The organism is Paraburkholderia sp. BR14312, from assembly GCF_040948675.1.
Classification (GTDB): domain Bacteria; phylum Pseudomonadota; class Gammaproteobacteria; order Burkholderiales; family Burkholderiaceae; genus Paraburkholderia; species Paraburkholderia nodosa_A.
In genome coordinates this window covers 116,138-140,930 of the sequence record NZ_JBFPKI010000017.1, presented here as the reverse complement: position 1 = coordinate 140,930, position 24,793 = coordinate 116,138, and the positions used below count along the sequence as shown (strand labels likewise).

Annotated in this window: 37 protein-coding genes; all 37 read left to right on the top strand. The window is 61.1% G+C overall.

Annotation, left to right across the window (positions count from 1 at the left end; genetic code table 11):
- Window positions 1–190: 190 nt before the first annotated feature.
- The 37 genes from AB3X98_RS37065 to dsbD all read left to right on the top strand — a co-directional run bounded on the left by AB3X98_RS37065 (window position 191) and on the right by dsbD (window position 24,724).
- On the top strand, window positions 191–520 hold the full coding sequence (locus AB3X98_RS37065) for a hypothetical protein (protein ID WP_368606207.1): 330 nt from the start codon (window positions 191–193) through the stop codon (window positions 518–520).
- 159 nt (window positions 521–679) lie between these two features.
- The gene (gene recQ / locus AB3X98_RS37060; protein ID WP_069269338.1) at window positions 680–2,527 is read left to right on the top strand and encodes a DNA helicase RecQ; all 1,848 of its coding nucleotides are present in this window, start codon (window positions 680–682) and stop codon (window positions 2,525–2,527) included.
- Window positions 2,528–2,794: 267 nt separating this feature from the next.
- Window positions 2,795–3,175 (top strand): 30S ribosomal protein S12, encoded by a 381-nt coding sequence (rpsL, locus tag AB3X98_RS37055; protein WP_027797953.1) that lies wholly within the window; start codon window positions 2,795–2,797, stop codon window positions 3,173–3,175.
- Between the two features lie 188 nt (window positions 3,176–3,363).
- Entirely contained in the window at window positions 3,364–3,834 is a 471-nt protein-coding gene (rpsG, locus tag AB3X98_RS37050) for a 30S ribosomal protein S7 (RefSeq protein WP_006053291.1), read from the top strand.
- Window positions 3,835–3,982: 148 nt separating this feature from the next.
- A complete protein-coding gene (gene fusA / locus AB3X98_RS37045; RefSeq protein WP_069269330.1) occupies window positions 3,983–6,085 on the top strand; it encodes an elongation factor G in 2,103 nt (700 codons plus the stop codon).
- 95 nt (window positions 6,086–6,180) lie between these two features.
- On the top strand, window positions 6,181–7,371 hold the full coding sequence (gene tuf / locus AB3X98_RS37040; RefSeq protein ID WP_028371383.1) for an elongation factor Tu: 1,191 nt from the start codon (window positions 6,181–6,183) through the stop codon (window positions 7,369–7,371).
- Window positions 7,372–7,508: 137 nt separating this feature from the next.
- The gene (gene rpsJ / locus AB3X98_RS37035; protein WP_017777154.1) at window positions 7,509–7,820 is read left to right on the top strand and encodes a 30S ribosomal protein S10; all 312 of its coding nucleotides are present in this window, start codon (window positions 7,509–7,511) and stop codon (window positions 7,818–7,820) included.
- 200 nt (window positions 7,821–8,020) lie between these two features.
- A complete protein-coding gene (rplC, locus tag AB3X98_RS37030) occupies window positions 8,021–8,680 on the top strand; it encodes a 50S ribosomal protein L3 (RefSeq protein WP_052406167.1) in 660 nt (219 codons plus the stop codon).
- Window positions 8,680–9,300 (top strand): 50S ribosomal protein L4, encoded by a 621-nt coding sequence (rplD, locus tag AB3X98_RS37025; protein WP_028206512.1) that lies wholly within the window; start codon window positions 8,680–8,682, stop codon window positions 9,298–9,300. Before rplC ends, rplD begins: the two co-directional genes overlap by 1 nt.
- Complete coding sequence (rplW, locus tag AB3X98_RS37020; RefSeq protein WP_028206513.1) at window positions 9,297–9,611, top strand: 50S ribosomal protein L23; 315 nt, start codon at window positions 9,297–9,299, stop codon at window positions 9,609–9,611. The genes rplD and rplW overlap by 4 nt, the downstream gene beginning before the upstream one ends.
- 2 nt (window positions 9,612–9,613) lie before the next feature.
- Window positions 9,614–10,441 carry a 50S ribosomal protein L2 gene (gene rplB / locus AB3X98_RS37015; RefSeq protein WP_069268211.1) on the top strand — a complete coding sequence of 276 codons (828 nt, stop codon included), beginning with the start codon at window positions 9,614–9,616 and terminating at the stop codon, window positions 10,439–10,441.
- A gap of 10 nt (window positions 10,442–10,451) precedes the next feature.
- Window positions 10,452–10,727, top strand: a complete 276-nt coding sequence (gene rpsS / locus AB3X98_RS37010; RefSeq protein ID WP_027797286.1) for a 30S ribosomal protein S19 — start codon at window positions 10,452–10,454, stop codon at window positions 10,725–10,727.
- A 12-nt stretch (window positions 10,728–10,739) separates the two neighbouring features.
- Window positions 10,740–11,069: a 50S ribosomal protein L22 gene (gene rplV / locus AB3X98_RS37005; RefSeq protein ID WP_004199272.1), complete on the top strand. Its 330-nt coding sequence runs from the start codon at window positions 10,740–10,742 to the stop codon at window positions 11,067–11,069.
- A gap of 11 nt (window positions 11,070–11,080) precedes the next feature.
- Window positions 11,081–11,872 carry a 30S ribosomal protein S3 gene (gene rpsC / locus AB3X98_RS37000; protein WP_027797287.1) on the top strand — a complete coding sequence of 264 codons (792 nt, stop codon included), beginning with the start codon at window positions 11,081–11,083 and terminating at the stop codon, window positions 11,870–11,872.
- 2 nt (window positions 11,873–11,874) lie between these two features.
- Window positions 11,875–12,291 (top strand): 50S ribosomal protein L16, encoded by a 417-nt coding sequence (rplP, locus tag AB3X98_RS36995; protein ID WP_027797288.1) that lies wholly within the window; start codon window positions 11,875–11,877, stop codon window positions 12,289–12,291.
- Between the two features lie 10 nt (window positions 12,292–12,301).
- Window positions 12,302–12,496, top strand: a complete 195-nt coding sequence (gene rpmC, locus AB3X98_RS36990; protein ID WP_028206515.1) for a 50S ribosomal protein L29 — start codon at window positions 12,302–12,304, stop codon at window positions 12,494–12,496.
- Window positions 12,493–12,765, top strand: a complete 273-nt coding sequence (gene rpsQ / locus AB3X98_RS36985) for a 30S ribosomal protein S17 (RefSeq protein ID WP_028206516.1) — start codon at window positions 12,493–12,495, stop codon at window positions 12,763–12,765. The genes rpmC and rpsQ overlap by 4 nt, the downstream gene beginning before the upstream one ends.
- 346 nt (window positions 12,766–13,111) lie before the next feature.
- On the top strand, window positions 13,112–13,480 hold the full coding sequence (rplN, locus tag AB3X98_RS36980; protein WP_028206517.1) for a 50S ribosomal protein L14: 369 nt from the start codon (window positions 13,112–13,114) through the stop codon (window positions 13,478–13,480).
- Between the two features lie 9 nt (window positions 13,481–13,489).
- On the top strand, window positions 13,490–13,798 hold the full coding sequence (rplX, locus tag AB3X98_RS36975) for a 50S ribosomal protein L24 (RefSeq protein ID WP_069268212.1): 309 nt from the start codon (window positions 13,490–13,492) through the stop codon (window positions 13,796–13,798).
- A gap of 16 nt (window positions 13,799–13,814) precedes the next feature.
- Window positions 13,815–14,354, top strand: coding sequence for a 50S ribosomal protein L5 (gene rplE / locus AB3X98_RS36970; protein WP_069268213.1), 540 nt, complete (start codon window positions 13,815–13,817; stop codon window positions 14,352–14,354).
- Between the two features lie 7 nt (window positions 14,355–14,361).
- A complete protein-coding gene (gene rpsN / locus AB3X98_RS36965; RefSeq protein WP_069268214.1) occupies window positions 14,362–14,667 on the top strand; it encodes a 30S ribosomal protein S14 in 306 nt (101 codons plus the stop codon).
- A gap of 14 nt (window positions 14,668–14,681) precedes the next feature.
- On the top strand, window positions 14,682–15,077 hold the full coding sequence (rpsH, locus tag AB3X98_RS36960) for a 30S ribosomal protein S8 (protein ID WP_069268215.1): 396 nt from the start codon (window positions 14,682–14,684) through the stop codon (window positions 15,075–15,077).
- 18 nt (window positions 15,078–15,095) lie between these two features.
- Window positions 15,096–15,626 (top strand): 50S ribosomal protein L6, encoded by a 531-nt coding sequence (gene rplF, locus AB3X98_RS36955; RefSeq protein ID WP_069268216.1) that lies wholly within the window; start codon window positions 15,096–15,098, stop codon window positions 15,624–15,626.
- A 12-nt stretch (window positions 15,627–15,638) separates the two neighbouring features.
- Complete coding sequence (gene rplR, locus AB3X98_RS36950; protein ID WP_027819343.1) at window positions 15,639–16,004, top strand: 50S ribosomal protein L18; 366 nt, start codon at window positions 15,639–15,641, stop codon at window positions 16,002–16,004.
- 14 nt (window positions 16,005–16,018) lie between these two features.
- Window positions 16,019–16,537 carry a 30S ribosomal protein S5 gene (gene rpsE / locus AB3X98_RS36945; RefSeq protein WP_028206522.1) on the top strand — a complete coding sequence of 173 codons (519 nt, stop codon included), beginning with the start codon at window positions 16,019–16,021 and terminating at the stop codon, window positions 16,535–16,537.
- An 11-nt stretch (window positions 16,538–16,548) separates the two neighbouring features.
- The gene (rpmD, locus tag AB3X98_RS36940) at window positions 16,549–16,731 is read left to right on the top strand and encodes a 50S ribosomal protein L30 (protein WP_010106952.1); all 183 of its coding nucleotides are present in this window, start codon (window positions 16,549–16,551) and stop codon (window positions 16,729–16,731) included.
- Between the two features lie 30 nt (window positions 16,732–16,761).
- Window positions 16,762–17,196, top strand: a complete 435-nt coding sequence (gene rplO, locus AB3X98_RS36935) for a 50S ribosomal protein L15 (RefSeq protein ID WP_028206523.1) — start codon at window positions 16,762–16,764, stop codon at window positions 17,194–17,196.
- Window positions 17,197–17,255: 59 nt separating this feature from the next.
- Window positions 17,256–18,602 (top strand): preprotein translocase subunit SecY, encoded by a 1,347-nt coding sequence (gene secY, locus AB3X98_RS36930; protein ID WP_028206524.1) that lies wholly within the window; start codon window positions 17,256–17,258, stop codon window positions 18,600–18,602.
- An 8-nt stretch (window positions 18,603–18,610) separates the two neighbouring features.
- Entirely contained in the window at window positions 18,611–18,829 is a 219-nt protein-coding gene (gene infA, locus AB3X98_RS36925; RefSeq protein WP_004521905.1) for a translation initiation factor IF-1, read from the top strand.
- Between the two features lie 21 nt (window positions 18,830–18,850).
- The gene (gene rpmJ / locus AB3X98_RS36920; RefSeq protein ID WP_027819338.1) at window positions 18,851–18,967 is read left to right on the top strand and encodes a 50S ribosomal protein L36; all 117 of its coding nucleotides are present in this window, start codon (window positions 18,851–18,853) and stop codon (window positions 18,965–18,967) included.
- Window positions 18,968–19,002: 35 nt separating this feature from the next.
- Window positions 19,003–19,368 (top strand): 30S ribosomal protein S13, encoded by a 366-nt coding sequence (gene rpsM, locus AB3X98_RS36915; protein WP_028213337.1) that lies wholly within the window; start codon window positions 19,003–19,005, stop codon window positions 19,366–19,368.
- A gap of 28 nt (window positions 19,369–19,396) precedes the next feature.
- Entirely contained in the window at window positions 19,397–19,801 is a 405-nt protein-coding gene (gene rpsK / locus AB3X98_RS36910; protein WP_006052224.1) for a 30S ribosomal protein S11, read from the top strand.
- 156 nt (window positions 19,802–19,957) lie between these two features.
- Entirely contained in the window at window positions 19,958–20,581 is a 624-nt protein-coding gene (rpsD, locus tag AB3X98_RS36905) for a 30S ribosomal protein S4 (protein ID WP_069268217.1), read from the top strand.
- A gap of 124 nt (window positions 20,582–20,705) precedes the next feature.
- Window positions 20,706–21,683 (top strand): DNA-directed RNA polymerase subunit alpha, encoded by a 978-nt coding sequence (gene rpoA, locus AB3X98_RS36900; protein ID WP_069268218.1) that lies wholly within the window; start codon window positions 20,706–20,708, stop codon window positions 21,681–21,683.
- Window positions 21,684–21,811: 128 nt separating this feature from the next.
- Window positions 21,812–22,204: a 50S ribosomal protein L17 gene (gene rplQ, locus AB3X98_RS36895; RefSeq protein ID WP_027797304.1), complete on the top strand. Its 393-nt coding sequence runs from the start codon at window positions 21,812–21,814 to the stop codon at window positions 22,202–22,204.
- A gap of 248 nt (window positions 22,205–22,452) precedes the next feature.
- On the top strand, window positions 22,453–22,764 hold the full coding sequence (gene cutA / locus AB3X98_RS36890) for a divalent-cation tolerance protein CutA (protein WP_176732981.1): 312 nt from the start codon (window positions 22,453–22,455) through the stop codon (window positions 22,762–22,764).
- Window positions 22,757–24,724: a protein-disulfide reductase DsbD gene (gene dsbD, locus AB3X98_RS36885; protein WP_368606208.1), complete on the top strand. Its 1,968-nt coding sequence runs from the start codon at window positions 22,757–22,759 to the stop codon at window positions 24,722–24,724. Before cutA ends, dsbD begins: the two co-directional genes overlap by 8 nt.
- Window positions 24,725–24,793: the final 69 nt, after the last annotated feature.

The following is a 24,793-nucleotide window of genomic DNA, read 5'->3' as shown; positions in this document are numbered from 1 at the left end:
CCTGGTTTTCACCGGGCGGCTTTTTTATTGGCGCGCGCGTTTCTCGCTTACGCCTGCGGCCTCGTGCCGCAGTGCCGGCCCGCTCGCTGCGCACATCGGTGAGGCGTGCTAACGTAGCGCGCCAAGTCCGCCTGTATGGGTCTTTTCTTACGACGCTGGCGGCGTTTATATGAATCTGGAGGCGGTAATCATGTGGGTGGTCGGGGTCGGTCTCATCCTGAATCTGGTGGCATGTGTCGCCAGCTTTTCGCAGCTGCTGCATCACGTCAGCAATCAGTCCGCGGCGAACTTCTTCGCGACCTTCCTCGTGATGTGGGCTTTCCTGATCATCGGTTTCATCATGCTGCTGGCGGGCAGGATCAAGGGCGGCGCCGCGCTGCTCACGATCGGCTCACTCATGTTCGTCGGCGCCAACGTCGTGCTCTTCGGGGCGAGCGCATTCACGATCGCCGCCGCGGTCGTGGCCGTCGTGACGATCGTCGGTGCGTTTCGGATCGCGCGCCGGCGCCTCGCTGCCTGACGAGCCCGCTTCATCCTGGTTGTTCGCGTTCGCAATCTGCGCGCGATTTCCGCGGTTTCTCCTGGCCGAATGGCCAATCTTCACGGTAGCGGCGGTCAAGGCGCGTCCGGGTTGGTAAAATCCGGCCCACCGCCTTTGCTCCGCACGCTCACCGCCTTCATGTCCCGTTCCCTCGAAATCCTCAACGAAGTCTTCGGCTATCCCGCGTTTAGAGGGCAGCAAGCCGAAATCGTCGAGCACGTCGCAGGGGGCGGCGATTCGCTGGTGCTCATGCCGACCGGCGGCGGCAAATCGCTCTGCTATCAGATTCCCGCACTCGTGCGGCACGAAGCCGGGCTCGGTGCCGGCATCGTCGTGTCGCCGCTCATCGCACTCATGCAGGACCAGGTGGCCGCACTCACGGAAGTGGGCGTGCGCGCCGCGTATCTCAACTCGACGCTGAGCGGCGCCGAAGCGGCGGCGACCGAGCGGGCGCTGCGCGAGGGCGATCTCGACCTGCTTTACGTCGCGCCCGAGCGCCTCATGACGTCGCGCTTCCTCGACCTGCTCGAGCGCACGCGCATTGGCCTCTTTGCCATCGACGAAGCGCACTGCGTCTCGCAATGGGGCCACGACTTCCGGCCCGAATACATCCAGCTCTCGGTGCTGCACGAGCGCTTTCCGAACGTGCCACGCATCGCGCTCACGGCAACCGCGGACGCCATCACGCGCGACGAGATCGCGCACCGTCTCGCGCTCGACGACGCCCGTGTGTTCGTTTCGAGCTTCGACCGGCCGAATATCCGCTACCGCATCGTCGAGAAGGACAACGCGCGCTCGCAGCTGCTCGACTTCATCCGCGCGGAGCATACGCGCGCCGACGGCACCACGGATGCCGGCGTCGTGTATTGCCTCTCGCGCCGCAAGGTCGAGGAAACGGCCGAGTGGCTGAAGGGGCAGGGCTTGCGCGCGCTGCCGTACCACGCCGGCATGGAATTCGAGGTACGCCAGAAGCACCAGGAGCTGTTCCAGCGCGAAGAAGGCGTGGTGATGTGCGCCACCATCGCATTCGGCATGGGCATCGACAAGCCGGACGTGCGTTTCGTCGCGCATCTGGATTTGCCCAAGAGCGTGGAAGGCTACTACCAGGAAACCGGCCGCGCGGGGCGCGACGGGCTGGCGGCCAACGCATGGATGGCCTACGGTCTGGGCGACGTGGTACAGCAGCGCAAGATGATCGACGAGTCCGAAGCCGACGAGCAGCACAAGCGCGTGCAAACAGGCAAGCTCGACGCGCTGCTCGGCCTGTGCGAAGCGGCCACATGCCGGCGCGTGCGCCTGCTCGCGTACTTTGGCGAAGAGAGCAAGCCGTGCGGCAACTGCGATACCTGTCTCGAGCCGCCTGCCACGTGGGACGCCACGCGTGAGGCGCAAATGGCGCTTTCGTGTGTGTTCCGCGCGCAGCGCGCGAGCGGCTTCAATTTCGGCGCCGGCCACCTGATCGACATCCTGCGCGGCAACCGCAACGAGAAGATCCTGCAGCGCGGGCACGAGAAAATCTCTACCTTCGGCATCGGCTCCGCGCTTTCCGAGCCGGAATGGCGCGCGATCTTCCGGCAACTGGTGGCATTCGGCTATCTCACCGTCGACCACGACGGCTATGGCTCGCTCGTGCTCACCGAGGCGAGCAAGGCGGTGCTCAAGGGCGAGCAGAGTGTCACGATGCGTCGTTACGTGAAACCCACGCGTACGCGGACTTCGTCAAGCCGCACCAGCGAGCGGGCCGATCCGACCCTTGGCATGAGCCCGCGTCAGCGCTCGCGCTGGGAGCGCCTGCGCCTGTGGCGCACCGAAACCGCGAAGAGCGAGGGCGTGCCGGCCTACGTCATCTTCCACGACGCTACGCTGGCGGAAATCGCGCGCAACGGCCCGGAGTCGGTGGACGAATTGCGTGACATCCCCGGCATCGGCGCGCGCAAGCTCGAGCGCTTCGGCGAGGAACTCGTCGAGGTCGTCGGCGACGAATAAGGCGCGCTGTTCCCCCACCGGGTATTCCGGACGCCGCCGGATTGTCACGGCGCTGTCACTTCCTCTGTCGTCCGAAATGTCGCAAGCCATTGACTCGCTTGGTCTTTTCGGAATATCATGCTGGGTTCCGGTCTTTGGGATGTCTGTGCTCGTCGATTGAATTGACGAAAACTAACGTCAAATACCCAGTCCGGAGTTCGATACGTATGGTTTTCCGCTTTGCCCGGAAATAAATGCGTCGATTTTGTTCAATTTCAGGAATAAACAATGCCAACCATCAATCAACTGGTTCGCAAAGGCCGCGCTTCGGAAGCTACGAAGAGCAAGTCGCCGGCCCTGCAGGACTGCCCGCAGCGTCGCGGCGTGTGCACCCGTGTGTACACGACGACGCCGAAGAAGCCGAACTCGGCACTCCGTAAGGTCGCCAAGGTGCGCCTGACGAACGGCTTCGAAGTCATTTCGTACATCGGTGGTGAAGGCCACAACCTGCAGGAACACTCGGTCGTGCTGATCCGCGGCGGCCGTGTGAAGGACTTGCCGGGTGTGCGTTACCACATGGTTCGTGGCTCGCTGGATACCCAGGGCGTCAAGGATCGTAAGCAGGCTCGTTCGAAGTACGGCGCAAAGCGCGCGAAGGCTGCGAAGTAAGAGTCAGGTGTCGTCGTGCTCGCAAGAGTGCCGGCGATAAAAGCGACAGGTGCCGGATTGGCCGGTGCTGTCGAGTAAGTGGTCACCCGACCAGGCTGGTAAGTCGTAATGGATGAATCGGGTTAGTTGGTGGCCGCGGAGCGCAAGGTGTGAACCCGCGCTTCAACTGAAAAGTTAAAGGAAGAAACATGCCGCGTCGTCGCGAAGTCCCCAAGCGGGAAGTGTTGCCGGATCCGAAGTTCGGCAACGTTGATGTAGCCAAGTTCATGAACGTGCTGATGCTCTCCGGCAAGAAGTCGGTTGCCGAGCGTATCGTGTACGGCGCTTTCGAACAGATCCAGACCAAGGGTGGCAAGGACCCGCTGGAAGTGTTCACTGTCGCGCTCAACAACGTGAAGCCGGTGGTGGAAGTGAAGAGCCGCCGCGTTGGTGGTGCGAACTATCAGGTTCCGGTCGAAGTGCGCCCCTCGCGTCGTATGGCATTGGCGATGCGTTGGCTGCGTGAAGCCGCGAAGAAGCGCAGCGAGAAGTCGATGGCCCTGCGTCTGGCAGGTGAACTCTCCGAAGCGGCCGAAGGCCGTGGCGGCGCGATGAAGAAGCGCGACGAAGTTCACCGGATGGCAGAAGCGAACAAGGCGTTCTCGCACTTCCGCTTCTAAGAGAAAGCCCCTACCGGGGTTTGCTCAAAAAACGGAAAAAATTCCGGGCGGGTGCGCTTATCGAGCGCCTCGCCCGTTTGTGTTCAGGCGCGTTGGGATCAACCCGGTCGGGATCGATCCGGCGCGCACCTCCCGATAGAGGATCAAAGTGGCTCGCAAGACTCCTATCGAGCGCTACCGTAACATCGGTATTAGCGCTCACATCGACGCCGGCAAGACGACGACGACCGAGCGCATTCTGTTTTACACCGGCGTGAACCACAAGATTGGTGAAGTTCACGACGGCGCCGCGACCATGGACTGGATGGAGCAGGAACAGGAGCGTGGCATCACGATCACGTCCGCTGCTACGACCGCGTTCTGGAAGGGCATGGGCGGCAACTACCCCGAGCACCGCATCAACATCATCGACACCCCGGGCCACGTCGACTTCACGATTGAAGTCGAGCGCTCGATGCGCGTGCTCGACGGCGCGTGCATGGTCTACTGCGCAGTGGGCGGCGTGCAGCCGCAGTCGGAAACGGTGTGGCGTCAGGCGAACAAGTACAAGGTTCCCCGTCTCGCGTTCGTCAACAAGATGGACCGTACCGGCGCGAACTTCTTCAAGGTCTACGACCAGCTGAAGAACCGCCTGAAGGCAAACCCGGTTCCGGTCGTGGTGCCGATCGGCGCTGAAGAAAACTTCAAGGGCGTCGTCGACCTCCTGAAGATGAAGGCGATCATTTGGGACGAGGCCTCGCAAGGCACGAAGTTCGACTACGTCGACATCCCGGCCGAACTCGTTGACACGTGCAACGAGTGGCGCGAAAAGATGATCGAGTCGGCTGCTGAAGCCAGCGAAGAGCTGATGGAAAAGTACCTCGGCGGCGAAGAGCTGACCGAAGCGGAAATCGTCAAGGCGATCCGCGACCGGACCATCGCTTGCGAAATCCAGCCGATGCTGTGCGGCACCGCGTTCAAGAACAAGGGCGTGCAGCGTATGCTCGACGCCGTGATCGACTTCCTGCCGTCGCCGGTGGACATTCCCCCGGTCACGGGCGAACTCGAAAACGGCGAGAAGGCAGAGCGCCGCGCATCCGACGACGAGAAGTTCTCGGCACTCGCGTTCAAGATCATGACCGACCCGTTCGTTGGCCAGCTGATCTTCTTCCGCGCGTACTCGGGCGTCGTCAACTCGGGTGACACCGTGCTGAACTCGACCAAGGGCAAGAAGGAACGCCTCGGCCGTATTCTGCAGATGCACGCGAACAACCGCGAAGAAATCAAGGAAGTTCGTGCAGGCGACATCGCTGCAGCCGTTGGCCTGAAGGAAGCAACCACGGGCGACACGCTGTGCGACCCGGCGAACCCGATCATCCTGGAGCGCATGGTGTTCCCGGAGCCGGTGATTTCGCAGGCCGTCGAGCCGAAGACCAAGGCTGACCAGGAAAAGATGGGCCTCGCCCTGAACCGCCTGGCGCAGGAAGACCCGTCGTTCCGCGTCCAGACGGACGAGGAATCGGGCCAGACCATCATTTCGGGTATGGGCGAGCTCCACCTCGAAATTCTGGTCGATCGCATGAAGCGCGAATTCAACGTGGAAGCGACCGTCGGCAAGCCGCAGGTTGCATACCGCGAAACGATCCGCGCTACGGCGAAGGACGTCGAAGGCAAGTTCGTCAAGCAGTCGGGCGGTCGCGGCCAGTTCGGTCACGCTGTCATCACGCTTGAGCCGAACGAGCAGGGCAAGGGCTACGAGTTCCTCGACGAGATCAAGGGCGGTGTGATTCCGCGCGAATTCATCCCGGCGGTGGACAAGGGTATCCAGGAAACGCTGAAGGCTGGCGTGCTGGCGGGCTTCCCGGTCGTCGACGTGAAGGTTCACCTGACGTTCGGTTCGTACCACGACGTTGACTCGAACGAAAACGCGTTCCGCATGGCCGGCTCGATGGCCTTCAAGGAAGCAATGCGCAAGGCAAGCCCGGTCATCCTCGAACCGATGATGGCTGTGGAAGTCGAAACGCCGGAAGACTACATGGGCAACGTGATGGGCGACCTGTCGAGCCGTCGCGGTATCGTCCAGGGCATGGAAGACATGGTTGGCGGCGGCAAGATCGTTCGCGCCGAAGTGCCGCTGTCGGAAATGTTCGGCTATTCGACGTCGCTGCGCTCGCTGTCGCAAGGCCGCGCAACGTACACGATGGAATTCAAGCACTACGCAGAAGCACCGCGTAACGTGGCCGACGCGATCATCAGCGCGAAGGCGAAGTAAGCATCGGCATTCAGTTGACCATGCGGCGAACCAGGCATGGGTCTGGTTCGCATCGCTCAGTCACCGATTCACCACTTTTTTGAAAGAAGAGAAACATGGCAAAAGGTAAATTCGAACGGACCAAGCCGCACGTGAACGTGGGCACGATCGGTCACGTTGACCACGGCAAGACCACGCTGACGGCAGCGATCACGACGGTTCTGACCGCCAAGTTCGGCGGCGAAGCGAAGGCGTACGACCAGATCGACGCAGCGCCGGAAGAAAAGGCGCGTGGTATTACCATCAACACCGCGCACGTCGAGTACGAAACGGCTAACCGCCACTACGCACACGTCGACTGCCCGGGCCACGCTGACTACGTGAAGAACATGATCACGGGCGCGGCACAGATGGACGGCGCGATCCTGGTGTGCTCGGCCGCTGACGGCCCGATGCCGCAAACGCGTGAGCACATCCTGCTCGCCCGTCAGGTTGGCGTGCCTTACATCATCGTGTTCCTGAACAAGTGCGACATGGTCGACGACGCCGAGCTGCTCGAGCTGGTCGAAATGGAAGTGCGCGAGCTCCTGTCGAAGTACGACTTCCCGGGCGACGACACGCCGATCATCAAGGGTTCGGCCAAGCTGGCGCTGGAAGGCGACAAGGGCGAACTGGGTGAAGTGGCGATCATGAACCTGGCCGACGCGCTGGACACGTACATCCCGACGCCGGAGCGTGCCGTTGACGGCGCGTTCCTGATGCCGGTGGAAGACGTGTTCTCGATCTCGGGTCGCGGCACGGTGGTGACGGGTCGCGTCGAGCGCGGCATCGTCAAGGTCGGCGAGGAAATCGAAATCGTCGGTATCAAGCCGACGGTGAAGACGACCTGCACGGGCGTGGAAATGTTCCGCAAGCTGCTCGACCAGGGTCAGGCAGGCGACAACGTGGGTATCCTGCTGCGCGGCACGAAGCGTGAAGACGTGGAGCGTGGCCAGGTGCTGGCCAAGCCGGGTTCGATCACGCCGCACACGCACTTCACGGCTGAAGTGTACGTGCTGAGCAAGGACGAAGGCGGCCGTCACACGCCGTTCTTCAACAACTACCGTCCGCAGTTCTACTTCCGTACGACGGACGTGACGGGCTCGATCGAGCTGCCGAAGGACAAGGAAATGGTCATGCCGGGCGACAACGTGTCGATCACGGTGAAGCTGATCGCTCCGATCGCGATGGAAGAAGGTCTGCGCTTCGCAATCCGCGAAGGTGGCCGTACCGTCGGCGCCGGCGTGGTTGCAAAGATCATCGAGTAAATCGGGTAGAATACCCGGCTTGCTGTAGAAGTTGATGTACCCAGGGACCACCGCGCGGCGCCTTGCCGCGGGGTGGCCCTGCGCTCTTTATATCGTCTGGCGGCGCAAGTCCGCCTCGCTCTTTTCAAGGAATCATCATGCAGAACCAAAAAATCCGTATCCGTCTGAAGGCTTTCGACTACCGTCTGATCGACCAGTCGGCTGCTGAAATCGTCGACACGGCGAAGCGTACGGGTGCAATCGTTCGTGGCCCGGTGCCGCTGCCCACGCGCATCCAGCGTTTCGACATCCTGCGTTCGCCGCACGTCAACAAGACGTCGCGCGATCAGCTCGAAATCCGCACGCACCTGCGCCTGATGGACATCGTCGACCCGACGGACAAGACCGTTGACGCGCTGATGAAGCTGGACCTCCCGGCTGGCGTGGACGTCGAAATCAAGCTGCAGTAAGAGCCTCCAGCGCCGCCAGAATCTTCGGGTGGCGCTAAGTCTTTGATTGCTTGCGGAAAACGAAAAAGGACGTTATACTTGACGTCTTTTCGCGCGTTTGCGCAAAAAATCGGTGTGTCCCCTTCGAGCCTTTACCTCGAAAACATGCCGGTACTTTGTAAATTAGCCCCGACCAATCGCAGTCGGGAATGGAGAAAACGATGAGCCTTGGACTCGTAGGTCGCAAGGTTGGCATGACCCGTATCTTCACGGCCGAAGGGGATTCGATTCCCGTGACCGTGCTGGACGTGTCCGACAACCGCGTGACGCAGATCAAGACTGTTGAAACCGACGGCTACACGGCCGTGCAGGTTGCTTTCGGTACTCGCCGCGCATCGCGCGTGACGAAGCCGCTCGCAGGTCATCTCGCCAAAGCTGGCGTTCAAGCCGGTGAAATCCTCAAGGAATTCCAGATCGACGCCGCTAAGGCCGCCGAACTGTCCGCTGGCGCCGTGATCGGTGTGGAACTCTTCGAAGAAGGTCAGAAGATCGACGTGCAAGGCACCTCGATCGGTAAGGGCTACGCCGGTACCATCAAGCGTTACAACTTCGCTTCGGGTCGTGCTTCGCACGGTAACTCGCGCTCGCACAATGTGCCGGGCTCGATCGGTATGGCGCAGGATCCGGGTCGCGTGTTCCCGGGTAAGCGCATGACCGGTCACATGGGTGACGAAACCGTGACGGTGCAAAACCTCGAAATCGCCCGTATCGACGCAGAGCGCAAGCTGCTGCTGGTCAAGGGTGCCGTGCCGGGTGCAAAGGGCGGCAAGGTTTTCGTGACGCCCGCCGTCAAGGCGCGCGCCAAGAAAGGAGCGCAATAATGGAACTGAAGCTCCTGAACGCTAATGGTCAGGAAGGCGCAGCTGTTAACGCGTCGGACGTCGTGTTCGGCCGTGACTACAACGAAGCGCTGATCCACCAGATCGTTATCGCCTACCAGGCGAACGCGCGCAGCGGCAACCGCGCGCAGAAGGACCGCGAACAGGTCAAGCACACCACCAAGAAGCCGTGGCGTCAGAAGGGTACGGGCCGCGCTCGTGCCGGTATGTCGTCGAGCCCGCTGTGGCGTGGCGGTGGTCGCATCTTCCCGAATTCGCCGGAAGAAAACTTCTCGCACAAGGTCAACAAGAAGATGCATCGCGCAGGTCTCTGCTCGATCTTCTCGCAGCTGGCCCGCGAAGGCCGCATCTCGGTCGTCGAAGAGCTCTCGCTCGAAGCGCCGAAGACGAAGCTGCTGGCCGAAAAGTTCAAGGCCATGGGTCTCGAATCCGTGCTGGTCATCACCGACACGGTCGACGAGAACCTGTATCTCGCGTCGCGCAACCTGCCCCACGTGGCAGTCGTTGAGCCGCGTTTTGCCGACCCGCTCTCGCTGATCTACTTCAAGAAGATCCTGATCACGAAGGCAGCGGTCGCCCAGATCGAGGAGTTGCTGTCATGAGCGAGATTCGCAAGAACGATCATCGTTTGATGCAGGTCCTGCTCGCACCGGTGATCTCCGAAAAGGCGACGCTGGTTGCGGAGAAGAACGAACAAGTCGTCTTCGAAGTCGCGCCGGACGCGAACAAGCAGGAAGTCAAGGCTGCTGTCGAGCTGCTGTTCAAGGTGGAAGTCGAGTCCGTCAACGTGCTGGTCCAGAAGGGAAAAGCCAAGCGCTTTGGCCGCTTCAACGGCAAGCGCAAGGACGTGAAGAAGGCGTATGTCTGCCTGAAGCCCGGCCAGGAAATCAACTTTGAAGCGGAGGCCAAGTAATCATGGCAATCGTGAAAGTTAAGCCGACCTCGCCGGGTCGCCGCGCGATGGTCAAGATCGTCAACAAGGACCTCCATAAGGGCGCGCCGTTCGCGGCACTGCTCGAAAAGAAGTCCTCGACGGCTGGCCGTAACAACAACGGTCGCATCACGACGCGTCACCAGGGTGGCGGTCACAAGCAGCACTACCGTGTGATCGATTTCCGTCGTACGAAGGATGGCATCCCCGCGAAGGTGGAGCGTCTCGAGTATGACCCGAACCGTAGCGCGAACATTGCGCTGGTTCTTTACGCAGACGGCGAGCGCCGCTACATCATCGCGCCGAAGGGCGTGACGGTTGGCACGCAGCTGATGTCGGGTTCGGAAGCGCCGATCCGTGCAGGCAACACGCTGCCGATCCGCAACATTCCGGTCGGTACGACGATCCACTGCATCGAAATGCTGCCGGGCAAGGGCGCGCAAATGGCGCGTTCGGCTGGCACGTCGGCAATGCTGCTGGCACGTGAAGGCGTCTACGCGCAGGTTCGTCTGCGTTCGGGCGAAATCCGTCGCGTGCACGTTGAATGCCGCGCAACGATCGGTGAAGTCGGCAACGAAGAGCACAGCCTCCGTCAAATCGGTAAGGCTGGCGCGAACCGCTGGCGCGGTATCCGCCCGACGGTCCGTGGCGTTGCAATGAACCCGGTCGACCACCCGCACGGTGGTGGCGAAGGCAAGACTGCGGCTGGTCGCGACCCGGTGAGCCCGTGGGGCACGCCGACGAAGGGCTATCGCACCCGCAGCAACAAGCGCACGACGAGCATGATCGTCCAGCGCCGTCACAAGCGTTAAGGAGTAGGCAATGGCACGTTCTATTAAGAAAGGTCCGTTCTGCGACGCCCATTTGCTGAAGAAGGTTGAGGCGGCTGCAGCTACGCGCGACAAGAAACCGATCAAGACCTGGTCGCGTCGTTCGACGATTCTGCCGGACTTCATCGGTCTGACGATTGCCGTGCACAACGGCCGTCAACACGTTCCGGTGTATGTCACGGAAAACATGGTCGGCCACAAGCTTGGCGAGTTCGCATTGACCCGTACGTTCAAGGGTCACGCGGCCGACAAGAAGGCCAAGAAATAAGGGGCAATCAAGATGGAAGTGAAGGCAATTCATCGCGGTGCCCGCATCTCGGCGCAGAAGACGCGCCTTGTGGCTGACCAGATCCGCGGTCTGCCGGTCGACAAGGCACTGAACGTTCTGACGTTCTCGCCGAAGAAAGCGGCTGGCATCGTGAAAAAGGTTGTGCTCTCGGCGATCGCAAACGCGGAACACAACGAAGGTGCTGACATTGACGAGCTCAAGATCAAGAGCATTTACGTCGACAAGGCAGCTTCGCTGAAGCGTTTCACCGCGCGCGCCAAGGGCCGCGGCAACCGCATCGAGAAGCAATCCTGTCACATCACTGTGACGGTCGGGAATTAAGGAGCCATACGATGGGACAGAAAATTCATCCGACTGGCTTCCGTTTGGCCGTCAGCCGCAATTGGGCTTCGCGTTGGTACGCGAACAACAACAATTTCGCGGCGATGTTGAAGGAAGACATCGGTGTTCGTGAATACCTGAAGAAGAAGCTGAAGAACGCTTCGGTGGGCCGTGTTGTGATCGAGCGTCCGGCAAAGAACGCTCGCATCACGATTTACAGCTCGCGTCCGGGTGTGGTGATCGGCAAGAAGGGCGAGGACATCGAACTCCTCAAGGCCGAACTCCAGAAGCGCATGGGCGTTCCGGTTCACGTGAACATCGAAGAAATCCGCAAGCCGGAAACCGATGCTCAACTGATCGCCGATTCGATCACGCAGCAGCTCGAGCGCCGCATCATGTTCCGTCGCGCAATGAAGCGCGCGATGCAGAACGCGATGCGTCTGGGTGCCCAGGGCATCAAGATCATGAGCGCCGGCCGTCTGAACGGTATCGAAATCGCACGTACCGAGTGGTACCGCGAAGGTCGAGTGCCGCTTCACACGCTGCGTGCTGACATCGACTACGCAACCTCGGAAGCGAAGACGACGTACGGCATCATCGGCGTGAAGGTTTGGGTCTACAAGGGCGACACGCTCGGCCGCAACGACGCACCGGTGGTGGAAGAAGTCGCCGAAGAAAAGCGTCCGCGCCGCAACGCGCGTCCGGGCGATCGTCGTCCGCGCCGTGATGGCGAAGGCGCACCGGGTGCCCGTCGTGGCGCACCGCGCCGTGGCGCCGGCGGTGACGGCAAGAGTGGAGAATAACGATGCTGCAACCGAAACGCAGGAAGTATCGCAAAGAGCAGAAGGGTCGTAACACCGGCGTCGCAACGCGCGGCAACGCAGTTTCGTTCGGTGAATACGGTCTGAAGGCTATCGGTCGTGGTCGCCTGACCGCGCGTCAGATTGAAGCAGCGCGTCGTGCAATGACGCGTCACATCAAGCGTGGCGGCCGCATCTGGATCCGTATCTTCCCGGACAAGCCGATCTCGCAAAAGCCGGCGGAAGTGCGTATGGGTAACGGTAAGGGTAACCCTGAGTACTACGTCGCCGAGATTCAGCCGGGCAAGATGCTGTATGAAATGGATGGTGTGTCCGAAGAACTGGCCCGTGAAGCCTTCCGTCTGGCTGCAGCCAAGCTGCCGCTGAAGACGGTCTTCATGGTTCGCCAGCTCGGCGCCTAAGGAGTGATTGATGAAGGCATCTGAACTTCTTCAGAAAGACAAGGCCGCGCTCGACAAAGAGCTGTCGGACCTCTTGAAGGCGCAATTCGGCCTGCGCATGCAACTCGCGACCCAGCAGCTCACCAACACGAGCCAGCTGAAGAAGGTTCGTCGCGACATCGCACGTGTGCGGACCGTCCTGACTCAGAAGGCGAACCAGAAATGAACGAAAGCGTGAAAACCTCGCTTAAGCGGACGCTGGTCGGCAAAGTCGTCAGCAACAAGATGGACAAGACGGTCACCGTCCTGGTCGAGCGCCGCGTCAAGCACCCGATCTACGGCAAGTACGTTGTGCAGTCGAAGAAGTACCACGCGCACGACGAAGCGAACACGTACAACGAGGGTGACCTCGTTGAAATCCAGGAGACCCGTCCTCTCTCGAAGACGAAGGCCTGGACCGTGTCGAAGCTGATCGAAGCAGCACGCGTCATCTAAAAGTGACGCAACACCCCGGGGAGCCATTTCCCGGGGTGTAGAAGTAATTGAAATCGCTGAAGATTTCGCTTGCTAGACCAAGATTATCGAGTTATAGTCTTGGTCTTCCCTGCTTATGGGTTTGCTGTTGGCAAAGCAGCAGGCGGATGTAGGTGGGGAAGCAGATTCGGGCGCCAGTCCGGGTTAGCAAGATTCACCGGAATGCGATGGCCGGTTTCGTTTGCCGTCGCTGCTGTTCTTACCCAAGCAGCTGAGCGGTCGTTCTAGTGGCGGCGCGGCTGACGGGACCAAGACTGACCGGATGTGCCATGGTGGCGCGACCGGATTAAGTTGGGAAAGATAAACCATGATCCAGACCGAAACTCGGCTTGAAGTAGCCGACAACACGGGTGCACGCGAAGTTCTGTGCATCAAGGTGCTCGGCGGCTCGAAGCGTCGTTATGCCAGCATTGGCGACATCATCAAGGTGAGCGTCAAGGAAGCAACGCCGCGCGGGCGCGTGAAAAAGGGCGAAATCTACAACGCTGTTGTGGTTCGCACTGCGAAGGGCGTGCGCCGTCAAGACGGCTCGCTGATCAAGTTCGATGGCAACGCCGCCGTGCTTTTGAATACCAAGCTTGAGCCGATCGGCACCCGTATCTTCGGGCCGGTTACGCGTGAGCTGCGTAGCGAACGATTCATGAAGATCGTTTCGCTGGCGCCGGAAGTGCTGTAAGGAGCCGCGATGAACAAGATTCGCAAGGGTGACGAAGTTATCGTCGTTACCGGCAAAGACAAGGGCAAGCGCGGCGTCGTGCTGGCCATCGGCGAAGAGCGCGTCACTGTCGAAGGCATCAACATCGCGAAGAAGCATGTGAAGCCGAACCCCATGAAGGGTACGACGGGTGGCGTGGAAGCCAAGGCAATGCCCCTGGCTATCTCGAACGTCGCACTGGTCGACGCGAACGGTAAGCCGTCGCGCGTGGGCATCAAGGTCGAAGGGGACAAGAAGGTTCGTTTCCTGAAGACGACCGGTGCTGTTCTGAGCGCCTGACGCTGCGGAGTAAAAAATGGCACGTTTGCAAGAATTTTATAAAGAGAAGGTCGTTCCTGGCCTGATCGAGAAGTTCGGTTACAAGTCGGTCATGGAAGTGCCGCGCCTCACCAAGATCACCCTGAACATGGGTGTTGGTGAAGCCGTCGCTGACAAGAAGGTCCTCGAGCACGCCGTTGGCGACCTCACGAAGATCGCCGGCCAGAAGCCCGTCATCACGAAGTCGCGCAAGGCAATCGCCGGCTTCAAGATTCGCGAAGGCTACCCGATCGGCACGATGGTTACGCTGCGTGGCAATGCCATGTACGAATTCCTGGACCGTTTCGTGACGGTTGCGCTGCCCCGCGTGCGCGACTTCCGTGGCGTGTCGGGCAAGGCATTCGACGGCCGTGGTAACTACAACATCGGTGTGAAAGAGCAGATCATTTTCCCCGAAATCGACTACGACAAGATCGACGCGCTGCGTGGGCTGAACATCAGCATCACGACGACCGCGAAGACCGACGAAGAAGCAAAGGCACTGCTCGCCGGCTTCAAGTTCCCGTTCAGAAACTGAGGTTACCGTGGCTAAACTGGCACTGATCGAACGTGAAAAGAAGCGCGCTCGTCTGGCAGCGAAATTCGCGCCGAAGCGCGCAGCGCTGAAGGCGATCATCGACGACCAAAGCAAGTCGGAAGAAGAGCGCTATTCGGCTCGCCTGGAACTGCAACAACTGCCCCGCAACTCGAACCCGACTCGCAAGCGTAACCGCTGCGCACTCACGGGTCGTCCGCGTGGCACGTTCCGCAAATTCGGTCTCGCACGTAACAAGATTCGTGAAATCGCGTTCCGTGGTGAGATCCCTGGCATCACCAAGGCGAGCTGGTAATAGGAGAAACATAAATGAGCATGAGTGATCCTATCGCCGATATGCTGACTCGCATCCGCAATGCGCAGATGGTCGAGAAGGTTTCGGTTGCTATGCCCTCGTCGAAAGTGAAGATTGCGATTGCGCAGGTTCTGAAGGACGAAGGTTATATCGACGACTTCGCGGTGAAGACCGAAGGTGCGAAGTCGGAATTGAACATCGCGTTGAAGTACTACGCTGGCCGTCCCGTTATCGAGCGCATCGAACGCGTCTCGAAGCCGGGTCTGCGCGTGTACCGCGGCCGCAACGAAATCCCCCAGGTCATGAACGGCCTTGGTGTGGCGATCGTTTCGACGCCGAAGGGTGTGATGACGGACCGCAAGGCGCGCGCTACTGGCGTCGGCGGCGAAGTTATCTGCTACGTCGCTTAAGGCCTAAGGAGAAGAAACATGTCTCGAGTAGGTAAGAGCCCGATCGCGCTGCAAGGCGCAGAAGCGACGCTCAGCGACGAGAAGATTACCGTCAAGGGCCCGCTGGGTACGATTTCGCAAGCTGCGAACCGCCTCGTGAAGGTGGTGAACGACAACGGTACGCTCAAGTTCGAGCCGACCGACGAAAGCCGCGAAGCCAATGCGATGTCGGGCACGATGCGCGCGATTGTCGCGAACATGGTGCAAGGCGTGACGAAGGGTTTCGAGCGCAAGCTGACGCTGGTTGGCGTTGGTTATCGTGCTCAAGCGCAAGGCGACAAGCTGAACCTGTCGCTGGGTTTCTCGCACCCGGTGGTGCACCAGATGCCGCAAGGCGTGAAGGCTGAAACCCCGTCGCAAACGGAAATCGTGATCAAGGGGATCGACAAGCAACAAGTTGGCCAGGTCGCTGCGGAAGTCCGCGGCTACCGCCCGCCGGAGCCCTATAAGGGCAAGGGTGTGCGCTACGCCAACGAGGTTGTGATCCTCAAAGAAACGAAGAAGAAGTAAGGGTGCGCAATCATGGATAAGACTCAATCTCGCCTGCGCCGCGCTCGTCAGACGCGTCTCAAGATCGCTGAGCTGCAGGTCGCGCGTCTGGCCGTGCATCGCACGAACACGCACATCTATGCGCAAGTGTTCTCGCCCTGCGGCACCAAGGTGCTGGCTAGCGCGTCGACGCTTGAAGCTGAAGTGCGTGCGCAACTGGCTGACCAGTCGGGCAAGGGCGGCAACGTCGCTGCAGCCTCGCTGATCGGCAAGCGTATTGCAGAAAAGGCTAAGGCCGCCGGCATCGAATCCGTCGCCTTTGACCGCTCGGGTTTCCGCTATCACGGCCGCGTCAAGGCGCTGGCTGATGCTGCGCGCGAAGCCGGGCTCAAGTTCTAAGGAAGGAATTCGTCATGGCAAAGATGCAAGCGAAAGTTCAGGCTGACGAACGCGACGACGGCCTCCGCGAAAAAATGATTTCGGTCAATCGCGTGACCAAGGTTGTGAAGGGCGGCCGTATTCTCGGCTTCGCCGCTCTGACCGTGGTTGGCGATGGTGATGGCCGCGTCGGTATGGGCAAGGGCAAGTCGAAGGAAGTGCCCGTCGCTGTCCAGAAGGCGATGGAACAAGCTCGCCGCAACATGTTCAAGGTGCCCCTGAAGAACGGCACCCTGCAACACGAAGTGCACGGCAAGCATGGCGCATCGGTCGTCCTCCTCGCTCCGGCGAAGGCAGGTACGGGCGTGATCGCCGGCGGCCCGATGCGCGCAGTGTTCGACGTGATGGGCGTGCAGAACGTCGTGGCCAAGAGCCACGGTTCGACGAACCCGTACAACCTCGTTCGCGCCACGCTGGACGGTCTGCGCAAGCAGTCGACCCCGGCTGACATCGCGGCGAAGCGCGGCAAGTCCGTCGAAGACATTCTGGGCTAAGGGTGGGTACCATGTCTGAAAAAACTGTCAAGGTTCAGCTCGTCAAGAGCCTGATTGGGACCCGCGAAACGCACCGTGCCACCGTGCGCGGTCTCGGCCTGCGCCGCCTGAACTCGGTCTCCGAGCTGCAGGACACGCCGGCTGTGCGCGGCATGATCAACAAGGTCTCGTACCTCGTTAAGGTCATCGGCTAAGCGGTCGACCAAAGACTCCAGGAGTTGAAAATGGAATTGAATAACCTGAAGCCGGCAGAAGGCGCGAAGCACGCAAAGCGTCGCGTCGGCCGCGGCATCGGCTCCGGCCTCGGCAAGACCGCTGGCCGTGGTCACAAGGGTCAGAAATCGCGTTCGGGCGGCTTCCACAAGGTCGGCTTCGAAGGCGGTCAGATGCCTCTGCAGCGTCGTCTGCCCAAGCGTGGCTTCACCTCGCTGACGAAGGAATTCGTTGGTGAAGTGCGCCTCGCCGACATCGAGAAGCTGCCGGTCGACGAAATCGATCTGTTGGCTCTCAAGCAGGCAGGCCTCGTGGGCGAACTGACCAGGAGCGCGAAGATCATCGCTACCGGCGAGATCAAGCGTAAGGTCGTCGTGAAGGGTCTGGGTGCGACGAAGAATGCGCGTGCTGCGATTGAAGCAGCAGGCGGTTCTTTTGCCGAGTGATTGTGAGTGGTGCGTGCGGGCTTGCCCGCCGTCACTAGCATCTGCATCGGAGAAGCTACTTGGCTAACAGCCCGAGTCTCGCAAAAACCGGTCGCAGCGCTCCGAAGTTCGGCGACCTGCGCCGGCGTGCAGTGTTCCTGCTGCTGGCGTTGGTCGTTTATCGTATCGGCGCGCATATTCCGGTTCCGGGTATCGATCCGGACCAACTGGCGAAGCTCTTTCAGAGCCAGTCGGGCGGCATCCTTGGCATGTTCAACATGTTCTCGGGTGGCGCACTGTCTCGGTTCACGATCTTCGCGCTGGGTGTGATGCCGTATATTTCGGCGTCGATCATCCTGCAGCTGATGGCGATCGTCTCGCCGCAGCTGGAAGCGCTGAAGAAGGAAGGGCAGGCTGGACAACGCAAGATCACGCAGTACACGCGGATCTTCACGGTGGTGCTGGCGACGTTTCAGGCGTTCGGCATCGCGGTCGCGCTGGAAAACCAGCCTGGCCTCGTGATCGATCCGGGCATGGTGTTCCGCTTGACGACGGTCGTGACGCTCGTAACGGGCACGATGTTCCTGATGTGGCTTGGTGAGCAGATCACGGAACGCGGGCTTGGCAACGGTATCTCGATCATCATCTTCGGCGGGATCGCGGCAGGCTTCCCGAATGCGCTCGGTGGGCTTTTCGAACTGGTTCGCACCGGCTCGATGAGCATCATCTCGGCGATCATCGTGGTCGTTCTGATCGCAGCCGTGACTTACCTGGTGGTGTTCATCGAACGCGGCCAGCGCAAGATCCTCGTGAACTATGCGAAGCGCCAGGTCGGTAACAAGATTTACGGCGGGCAGTCGTCCCACCTGCCGCTCAAGCTGAACATGTCGGGTGTGATTCCGCCGATCTTCGCGTCGTCGATCATCCTGTTCCCGGCAACCATCCTGAACTGGTTCAGTTCGGGTTCGCGAACCGGCTGGTTTGCGGACACGCTGCACAACGTGGCCGAAGCCCTCAAGCCTGGCCAGCCCGTGTACGTGTTGCTGTACGCGTTGGCGATCGTGTTCTTCTGCTTCTTCTACACCGCACTGGTGTTCAACAGCAGGGAAACGGCCGACAACCTGAAAAAGAGTGGCGCGTTCGTACCTGGCATCCGTCCGGGCGATCAGACGGCACGCTATATCGACCGCATCCTCACGCGTCTGACGCTGGCCGGTGCGATCTATATCGTGTTTGTTTGCCTGCTGCCTGAGTTTCTGGTGCTGCGCTGGAATGTGCCGTTTTATTTTGGTGGAACGTCGCTGCTGATCATTGTCGTCGTCACAATGGACTTCATGGCGCAGGTGCAGTCGTACGTGATGTCGCAACAATATGAATCGCTGCTCAAGAAGGCTAACTTCAAGGGCGGCGGCGTCCCGATGCGTTAAAAGGACCTATGGCCAAAGACGATGTAATCCAGATGCAAGGCGAGGTTATCGAAAACCTCCCCAACGCAACCTTCCGGGTGAAGCTGGAAAACGGCCATGTCGTTCTGGGACATATTTCCGGAAAAATGCGGATGCACTACATCCGCATTCTCCCGGGCGACAAGGTGACGGTTGAGTTGACGCCTTACGATCTGTCGCGTGCGCGGATCGTGTTCCGGGCGAAGTGATTTAGGAAAAAGGGTAATATCATGAAAGTGATGGCATCGGTAAAGCGCATTTGCCGCAACTGCAAAATCATCAAGCGCAACGGCGTCGTTCGCGTGATCTGCAGCTCGGACCCGCGCCACAAGCAGCGCCAAGGCTGATTAGCGCGCTTGCGCTTTTTGTTTGAGGAAAAACAATGGCTCGTATTGCAGGGGTTAACATCCCGAACCACCAGCACACCGAAATCGGCCTGACGGCAATTTTTGGTGTTGGCCGCACGCGTTCGCGCAACATCTGCGTGGCCGCCGGTGTGCCGTTCAACAAGAAGGTCAAGGACCTGAACGACGCGGATCTGGAAAAGCTGCGTGAGGAAGTGGGCAAGTTTGTCGTCGAAGGCGATCTCCGCCGTGAAGTGACGATGAACATCAAGCGCCTGATGGACCTCGGCTGCTACCGCGGCGTGCGCCATCGCAAGGGCCTGCCCCTGCGTGGCCAGCGTACGCGTACCAACGCACGTACGCGTAAGGGTCCGCGCCGCGCAGCACAGTCGCTGAAGAAGTAAGCGGAACTGAAAGTTACAGGAAAACGTAATGGCTAAGGCTTCGAACAACTCCGCGGCGCAACGCGTTCGCAAGAAGGTTAAGAAGAACGTCGCCGAGGGCGTGGTTCACGTTCACGCGTCGTTCAACAACACGATCATCACGATCACCGACCGTCAAGGCAACGCGCTTGCCTGGGCAACGTCGGGCGGTCAGGGCTTCAAGGGTTCGCGTAAGTCGACGCCCTTCGCAGCTCAGGTCGCAGCTGAATCGGCTGGCCGTGTTGCAATGGAATACGGCGTCAAGAACCTCGAAGTGCGTATCAAGGGCCCCGGCCCGGGTCGCGAATCGGCGGTGCGCGCGCTGCATGGTCTTGGCATCAAGATCACCGCGATCTCCGACGTTACGCCGGTCCCGCACAACGGCTGCCGTCCGCCGAAGCGCCGCCGTATCTAAGGCGTCGCTTTAGCCGAACGCCTGAGCCGCCGGAAACGGCGACCCAGGCTCTCGGCGTTATTGAATTGACTAAGCCCACCGTTCGGTTCAAAGAGCCGGACTAGCGCGAAGGCCGGCGTTTAGCCCTCGCGTGATCAATTATCGAAGGAAAGCAACGTGGCACGTTATATCGGCCCGAAGGCCAAGCTGTCCCGCCGTGAAGGCACCGACCTCTTTCTGAAGAGCGCACGCCGCTCGCTCGCCGACAAGTGCAAGCTCGACAGCAAGCCGGGTCAGCACGGCCGCACCTCGGGCGCACGTACGTCCGACTACGGCACGCAGCTTCGCGAAAAGCAGAAAGTGAAGCGTATCTACGGCGTGCTCGAGCGCCAGTTCCGCCGCTACTTCGCGGAAGCTGACCGTATCAAGGGCAACACCGGCGAAAACCTGCTGCAACTGCTCGAATCGCGTCTCGACAACGTCGTGTACCGCATGGGCTTCGCTTCGACCCGCGCTGAAGCGCGTCAGCTTGTGAGCCACAAGGCTCTCACGGTGAACGGCGTCGTTTCGAACATCCCGTCGATGCAAGTGAAGGCAGGCGACGTCGTCGCGATTCGCGAAAAGGCGAAGAAGCAGGCGCGTATCGTCGAAGCCCTCTCGCTCGCAGAGCAAGGCGGCATGGCAGGTTGGGTGTCGGTCGACGCGAAGAAGTTCGAAGGCACGTTCAAGAGCATGCCTGAGCGCAGCGACATCGCTGGCGACATCAACGAAAGCCTGATCGTCGAATTGTATTCGCGGTAATCGGATTGACGGCCGGGGTAACCTCTGTGCTTCGCGCAGGAGGCGGCCTCGGCCGTTTTTTTCAGGTTGTTGCCATCTCAGCCTTATCGGTGTAACGAGCCGAGGGTATTGAAAAGGAAAACCTATGCAAACCAGTTTGTTGAAACCCAAGATCATCGCTGTGGAATCGCTCGGCGACAACCACGCGAAAGTGGTCATGGAGCCGTTCGAACGCGGTTATGGCCACACCTTGGGTAACGCGCTCCGGCGCGTGCTGCTGTCGTCGATGGTGGGCTACGCGCCGACCGAAGTGACGATCGCAGGCGTCGTGCACGAATACTCGACGCTCGATGGTGTGCAAGAGGATGTGGTCAACCTGCTGCTGAACCTGAAGGGTGTCGTTTTCAAGCTGCATAACCGTGACGAAGTGACGGTTACGCTGCGCAAGGAAGGCGAAGGCGTTGTCACCGCTGGCGACATCGAACTCTCGCACGACTGCGAAGTGATCAACCCCGATCACGTGGTTGCGCATCTGACGAAGGGCGGCAAGCTCGACGTGCAGATCAAGATCGAAAAGGGCCGTGGCTACGTGCCGGGCAACGTGCGCCGTTACGGCGAAGAGTCGGCCAAGATCATTGGCCGCATCGTGCTGGACGCGTCGTTCTCGCCGGTTCGCCGCGTGAGCTACGCCGTGGAAAGCGCGCGTGTCGAGCAGCGTACCGACCTCGACAAGCTCGTGATGAACATCGAAACCAACGGCGTGATCTCGCCTGAGGAAGCGATCCGCCAGTCGGCCCGCATCCTCGTGGATCAGCTGTCGGTGTTCGCGGCTCTGGAAGGCACGGAGACGGCCGCGGAAGCGCCTTCGCGCGCCCCGCAGATCGACCCGATCCTGCTGCGTCCGGTGGACGATCTCGAACTCACGGTTCGCTCGGCGAACTGCCTGAAGGCCGAGAACATCTACTACATCGGCGATCTGATCCAGCGCACCGAGAACGAGCTGCTCAAGACCCCGAACCTGGGTCGCAAGTCGCTCAATGAGATCAAGGAAGTGCTCGCTTCGCGCGGTCTCACGCTCGGCATGAAGCTCGAAAACTGGCCGCCGGCTGGTCTCGACAAGTAAGAAGTCTGGCACGGACGCGGATTTTCCTTTAAAATCCGCGTCTTGCCTTTTTCACGTACCGGCCCGTGCCCTGGTAGTTGCAGGGCGATAGAAGAGCTGGACCAAAACTTTGTTTCAAGGAAATTGAAATGCGTCACCGTCATGGTCTGCGGAAACTGAACCGCACGAGCAGCCACCGTCTGGCAATGCTCCGTAACATGTCCAACTCGCTCATCGAGCACGAAGTCATCAAGACGACGCTGCCGAAGGCGAAGGAACTCCGTAAGGTTGTCGAGCCCCTCATCACGCTGGGCAAGAAGCCGTCGCTCGCAAACCGTCGTCTGGCGTTCAACCGCCTGCGCGATCGTGACTCGGTCACGAAGCTGTTCGACGTGCTCGGTCCGCGTTTCGCGAACCGTCCGGGCGGCTACCTGCGTATCCTGAAGTTCGGTTTCCGTGTTGGCGACAACGCACCGATGGCACTGGTCGAACTGCTCGACCGTCCGGAAGTCGCGGAAGAGAACGTCCAGGAAGCGGAATAAGCTTTCCGTCGCTCGATCCCCGGATTGAGCGGCATGCGAAAAAGCCAGGCCTAGCCTGGCTTTTTTGTTTTCCGGCGTGGATGAAAGCGCGCCGTACCGTGTTTGCCGGTTGCAGTCCCCCTTTGCCACACGGTGCACGAGAGAAGCCGATCGGCGCCGATGGTACGATTACGTTCTGCCCCGAAGCCCGTTTGCCGTCGCACGCGGGCACCACGCCGGAGTTCGTCGTGACCCTCAATGTGACCCTGATGCTGACTACGGTGCCCGATGAGGGCACCGCCGAAACGCTCGCTGCCGGAGCGCTCGCGCAGCGTCTCGCCGCGTGCGTGACGCGCCTGGGCGCCGTGCACTCGCAGTATCACTGGCAGGGCAACATCGAGTCGGGCAACGAGATCCAGCTGCTCTTCAAGACGAGTCTCGCCCGCGCGGCCGAGCTCGAACAGTTCATCCAGACCCAGCATCCCTACGAGACGCCCGAGATTCTCTCGTGGCAAGCCATGGCGTCGAACGCCTACGGGCAATGGGTCAATGCCGAGACTCAGCGCACCCTTCATGTCTAACCGCTTCGATCGGCGCTTGCGCGCCGCGCCGTACGCTACGCTGTCCGGCTTTCTCCTGCTCGTCTGCGCTCTGCTGCCGATGCTGCTCGGTGCGTCGCTCGCGCGTGCGGCCGACGACGACTTCCTGCCGCCCGACCAGGCCTTCACGTTCAGTGCGAGCGAAGCGCCGGGCATGGTCGACGTGCACTTCAAGATCGCCGACGGCTACTACATGTACCGCGAGCGCTTCGCCTTCGCAGTCCGCAACGGCACGGCGCAATTGGGCGAGGCGCAAATCCCGCCCGGCCACGTCAAGTTCGATCCGACCTTCCAGAAGAATGTCGAAACCTATCGCAGCGAGCTGACGATCCGCGTGCCGGTGCAGAAGGCGAGCGGTCCGTTCGATCTTGCGGTGACATCGCAGGGCTGCGCCGATGCTGGCATCTGTTATCCGCCCGCGGAACACGTGTTCCACGTGAGCGGCGCCGCTTTGCAGGCCGCGACGGCTGGCCAGAGCGCCGTGCCGGGCGCAGCGAACCCGACGCCCGCGCCTCAGCCGCAAACCACCGCGGTACCCGCAGCAGGTGACACCGAAGAACCCTGGTACGAGCGCGCCACGAGCGCCGACTACGCGCAATCGCTGTTGCAAGGCGGCGGCTTTTTCGCCGTGGTCGGCCTGTACTTCGTAGCCGGCATGGTGCTGAGCCTCTTGCCCTGCTCGTACCCGATGATCCCGATCCTGTCGGCGATCATCGTCGGTGAGGGCGAGCGCGTCACGCGCTCGCGCGGCTTCGCGCTCTCGTTCGTCTACGTGCTCGGCATGGCGCTCGTCTACACGGTGCTGGGCATTGCCGCTGCGCTGGTCGGCCAGAGCCTTGGCGCTTGGCTGCAGAACCCGTGGGTGCTGGGCGTGTTCGCAGTGCTCCTCGCCGCATTCGCCGTCATGCTGATCGCGGGCTACGACATCGCCCTGCCGCAGCGCTGGCAGGACGGCGCCTCGCGCGCCACCCAGGGCCGTTCCGGCGGCAAATTCGCCGCGGTCGCCGTGATGGGCGCGCTTTCCGCGCTCGTGGTGGGGGCCTGCATGACCGCGCCGCTCTTCGCGGTGCTGGCGTTCATCGCGCACACGGGCAACGCCGTACTCGGCGGCGCGGCGCTCTTTGCGATGGGCCTGGGTCTCGGCGTCCCGCTGATGGCCCTCGGCCTCGGCGCGGGCTCGCTGCTGCCGCGTGCGGGCACGTGGATGGATGGCGTGAAGGTGTTCTTCGGCGTCGTGCTGCTCGCGGCCGCGCTCTGGATCGTCTGGCCAGTGCTCGGCGCCACCGCGCAGATGCTGCTCGCTGCCCTCTGGCTGCTGCTCGCGGCCGCCGCGCTTGGCCTCTTCACGCCGAACGCGGGTGCGGCCAATGTGTGGCGGCGCCTCGGGCGTGGCCTCGGCGCTGCGTTCGCGATCTGGGCGGCGACGCTGATCGTCGGTCTTGCGGCGGGTTCGACGGATCCGCTGCGTCCGCTCGCGGTGCTGGCCGCGCGCGTGGGCGGCGCGAGCGATGTTGCCGCTGCAGGCGCGGCGCAGTCCGGCGGCGCCAACGAAGCGAACGCGCTGGTGTTCGCGCCCGTGCGCTCGCCCGCGCAACTCGATGCGGCGCTCAAGACCGCGGGCAAGCCGTCGATGCTCGACTTCTACGCCGACTGGTGCGTGAGCTGCAAGGAAATGGAGAAGTTCACCTTCAGCGACCCGCGCGTGCAGGCGCGCCTCGCGGAGCTGGGCCTGTTGCGCGCCGATGTGACCGCCAACAATTCGGACGACCAGGCACTGCTCAAGCGCTTCGGCCTCTTCGGACCGCCGGGCATCATCTTCTTCGATACGCAAGGGCGCGAAGTGCTACGCGTGGTCGGCTACGAAAATGCCGACCGGTTCCTCGCGCGTCTCGATCGCGTGACGGCGCCGGCGCCGCAGACGCCGGCAGCGCCATCGGCCTGATCGGCGGCAAGGCGCGCGCGTGAGAACGCGCCTCGGCCCAAAAGCAAAAAGGCACGTCCATGGACGTGC

What these genes read in the sequence shown, in the direction of transcription:
- AB3X98_RS37065 (WP_368606207.1), top strand. Translation starts at nt 191, where the DNA reads ATGTGGGTGGTCGGGGTCGGTCTCATCCTGAATCTGGTGGCATGTGTC.
- recQ (WP_069269338.1), top strand. Translation starts at nt 680, where the DNA reads ATGTCCCGTTCCCTCGAAATCCTCAACGAAGTCTTCGGCTATCCCGCG.
- rpsL (WP_027797953.1), top strand. Translation starts at nt 2,795, where the DNA reads ATGCCAACCATCAATCAACTGGTTCGCAAAGGCCGCGCTTCGGAAGCT.
- rpsG (WP_006053291.1), top strand. Translation starts at nt 3,364, where the DNA reads ATGCCGCGTCGTCGCGAAGTCCCCAAGCGGGAAGTGTTGCCGGATCCG.
- tuf (WP_028371383.1), top strand. Translation starts at nt 6,181, where the DNA reads ATGGCAAAAGGTAAATTCGAACGGACCAAGCCGCACGTGAACGTGGGC.
- rpsJ (WP_017777154.1), top strand. Translation starts at nt 7,509, where the DNA reads ATGCAGAACCAAAAAATCCGTATCCGTCTGAAGGCTTTCGACTACCGT.
- rplC (WP_052406167.1), top strand. Translation starts at nt 8,021, where the DNA reads ATGAGCCTTGGACTCGTAGGTCGCAAGGTTGGCATGACCCGTATCTTC.
- rplD (WP_028206512.1), top strand. Translation starts at nt 8,680, where the DNA reads ATGGAACTGAAGCTCCTGAACGCTAATGGTCAGGAAGGCGCAGCTGTT.
- rplW (WP_028206513.1), top strand. Translation starts at nt 9,297, where the DNA reads ATGAGCGAGATTCGCAAGAACGATCATCGTTTGATGCAGGTCCTGCTC.
- rplB (WP_069268211.1), top strand. Translation starts at nt 9,614, where the DNA reads ATGGCAATCGTGAAAGTTAAGCCGACCTCGCCGGGTCGCCGCGCGATG.
- rpsS (WP_027797286.1), top strand. Translation starts at nt 10,452, where the DNA reads ATGGCACGTTCTATTAAGAAAGGTCCGTTCTGCGACGCCCATTTGCTG.
- rplV (WP_004199272.1), top strand. Translation starts at nt 10,740, where the DNA reads ATGGAAGTGAAGGCAATTCATCGCGGTGCCCGCATCTCGGCGCAGAAG.
- rpsC (WP_027797287.1), top strand. Translation starts at nt 11,081, where the DNA reads ATGGGACAGAAAATTCATCCGACTGGCTTCCGTTTGGCCGTCAGCCGC.
- rplP (WP_027797288.1), top strand. Translation starts at nt 11,875, where the DNA reads ATGCTGCAACCGAAACGCAGGAAGTATCGCAAAGAGCAGAAGGGTCGT.
- rpmC (WP_028206515.1), top strand. Translation starts at nt 12,302, where the DNA reads ATGAAGGCATCTGAACTTCTTCAGAAAGACAAGGCCGCGCTCGACAAA.
- rpsQ (WP_028206516.1), top strand. Translation starts at nt 12,493, where the DNA reads ATGAACGAAAGCGTGAAAACCTCGCTTAAGCGGACGCTGGTCGGCAAA.
- rplN (WP_028206517.1), top strand. Translation starts at nt 13,112, where the DNA reads ATGATCCAGACCGAAACTCGGCTTGAAGTAGCCGACAACACGGGTGCA.
- rplX (WP_069268212.1), top strand. Translation starts at nt 13,490, where the DNA reads ATGAACAAGATTCGCAAGGGTGACGAAGTTATCGTCGTTACCGGCAAA.
- rplE (WP_069268213.1), top strand. Translation starts at nt 13,815, where the DNA reads ATGGCACGTTTGCAAGAATTTTATAAAGAGAAGGTCGTTCCTGGCCTG.
- rpsH (WP_069268215.1), top strand. Translation starts at nt 14,682, where the DNA reads ATGAGCATGAGTGATCCTATCGCCGATATGCTGACTCGCATCCGCAAT.
- rplF (WP_069268216.1), top strand. Translation starts at nt 15,096, where the DNA reads ATGTCTCGAGTAGGTAAGAGCCCGATCGCGCTGCAAGGCGCAGAAGCG.
- rplR (WP_027819343.1), top strand. Translation starts at nt 15,639, where the DNA reads ATGGATAAGACTCAATCTCGCCTGCGCCGCGCTCGTCAGACGCGTCTC.
- rpsE (WP_028206522.1), top strand. Translation starts at nt 16,019, where the DNA reads ATGGCAAAGATGCAAGCGAAAGTTCAGGCTGACGAACGCGACGACGGC.
- rpmD (WP_010106952.1), top strand. Translation starts at nt 16,549, where the DNA reads ATGTCTGAAAAAACTGTCAAGGTTCAGCTCGTCAAGAGCCTGATTGGG.
- rplO (WP_028206523.1), top strand. Translation starts at nt 16,762, where the DNA reads ATGGAATTGAATAACCTGAAGCCGGCAGAAGGCGCGAAGCACGCAAAG.
- infA (WP_004521905.1), top strand. Translation starts at nt 18,611, where the DNA reads ATGGCCAAAGACGATGTAATCCAGATGCAAGGCGAGGTTATCGAAAAC.
- rpmJ (WP_027819338.1), top strand. Translation starts at nt 18,851, where the DNA reads ATGAAAGTGATGGCATCGGTAAAGCGCATTTGCCGCAACTGCAAAATC.
- rpsM (WP_028213337.1), top strand. Translation starts at nt 19,003, where the DNA reads ATGGCTCGTATTGCAGGGGTTAACATCCCGAACCACCAGCACACCGAA.
- rpsK (WP_006052224.1), top strand. Translation starts at nt 19,397, where the DNA reads ATGGCTAAGGCTTCGAACAACTCCGCGGCGCAACGCGTTCGCAAGAAG.
- rpoA (WP_069268218.1), top strand. Translation starts at nt 20,706, where the DNA reads ATGCAAACCAGTTTGTTGAAACCCAAGATCATCGCTGTGGAATCGCTC.
- rplQ (WP_027797304.1), top strand. Translation starts at nt 21,812, where the DNA reads ATGCGTCACCGTCATGGTCTGCGGAAACTGAACCGCACGAGCAGCCAC.
- cutA (WP_176732981.1), top strand. Translation starts at nt 22,453, where the DNA reads ATGCTGACTACGGTGCCCGATGAGGGCACCGCCGAAACGCTCGCTGCC.
- dsbD (WP_368606208.1), top strand. Translation starts at nt 22,757, where the DNA reads ATGTCTAACCGCTTCGATCGGCGCTTGCGCGCCGCGCCGTACGCTACG.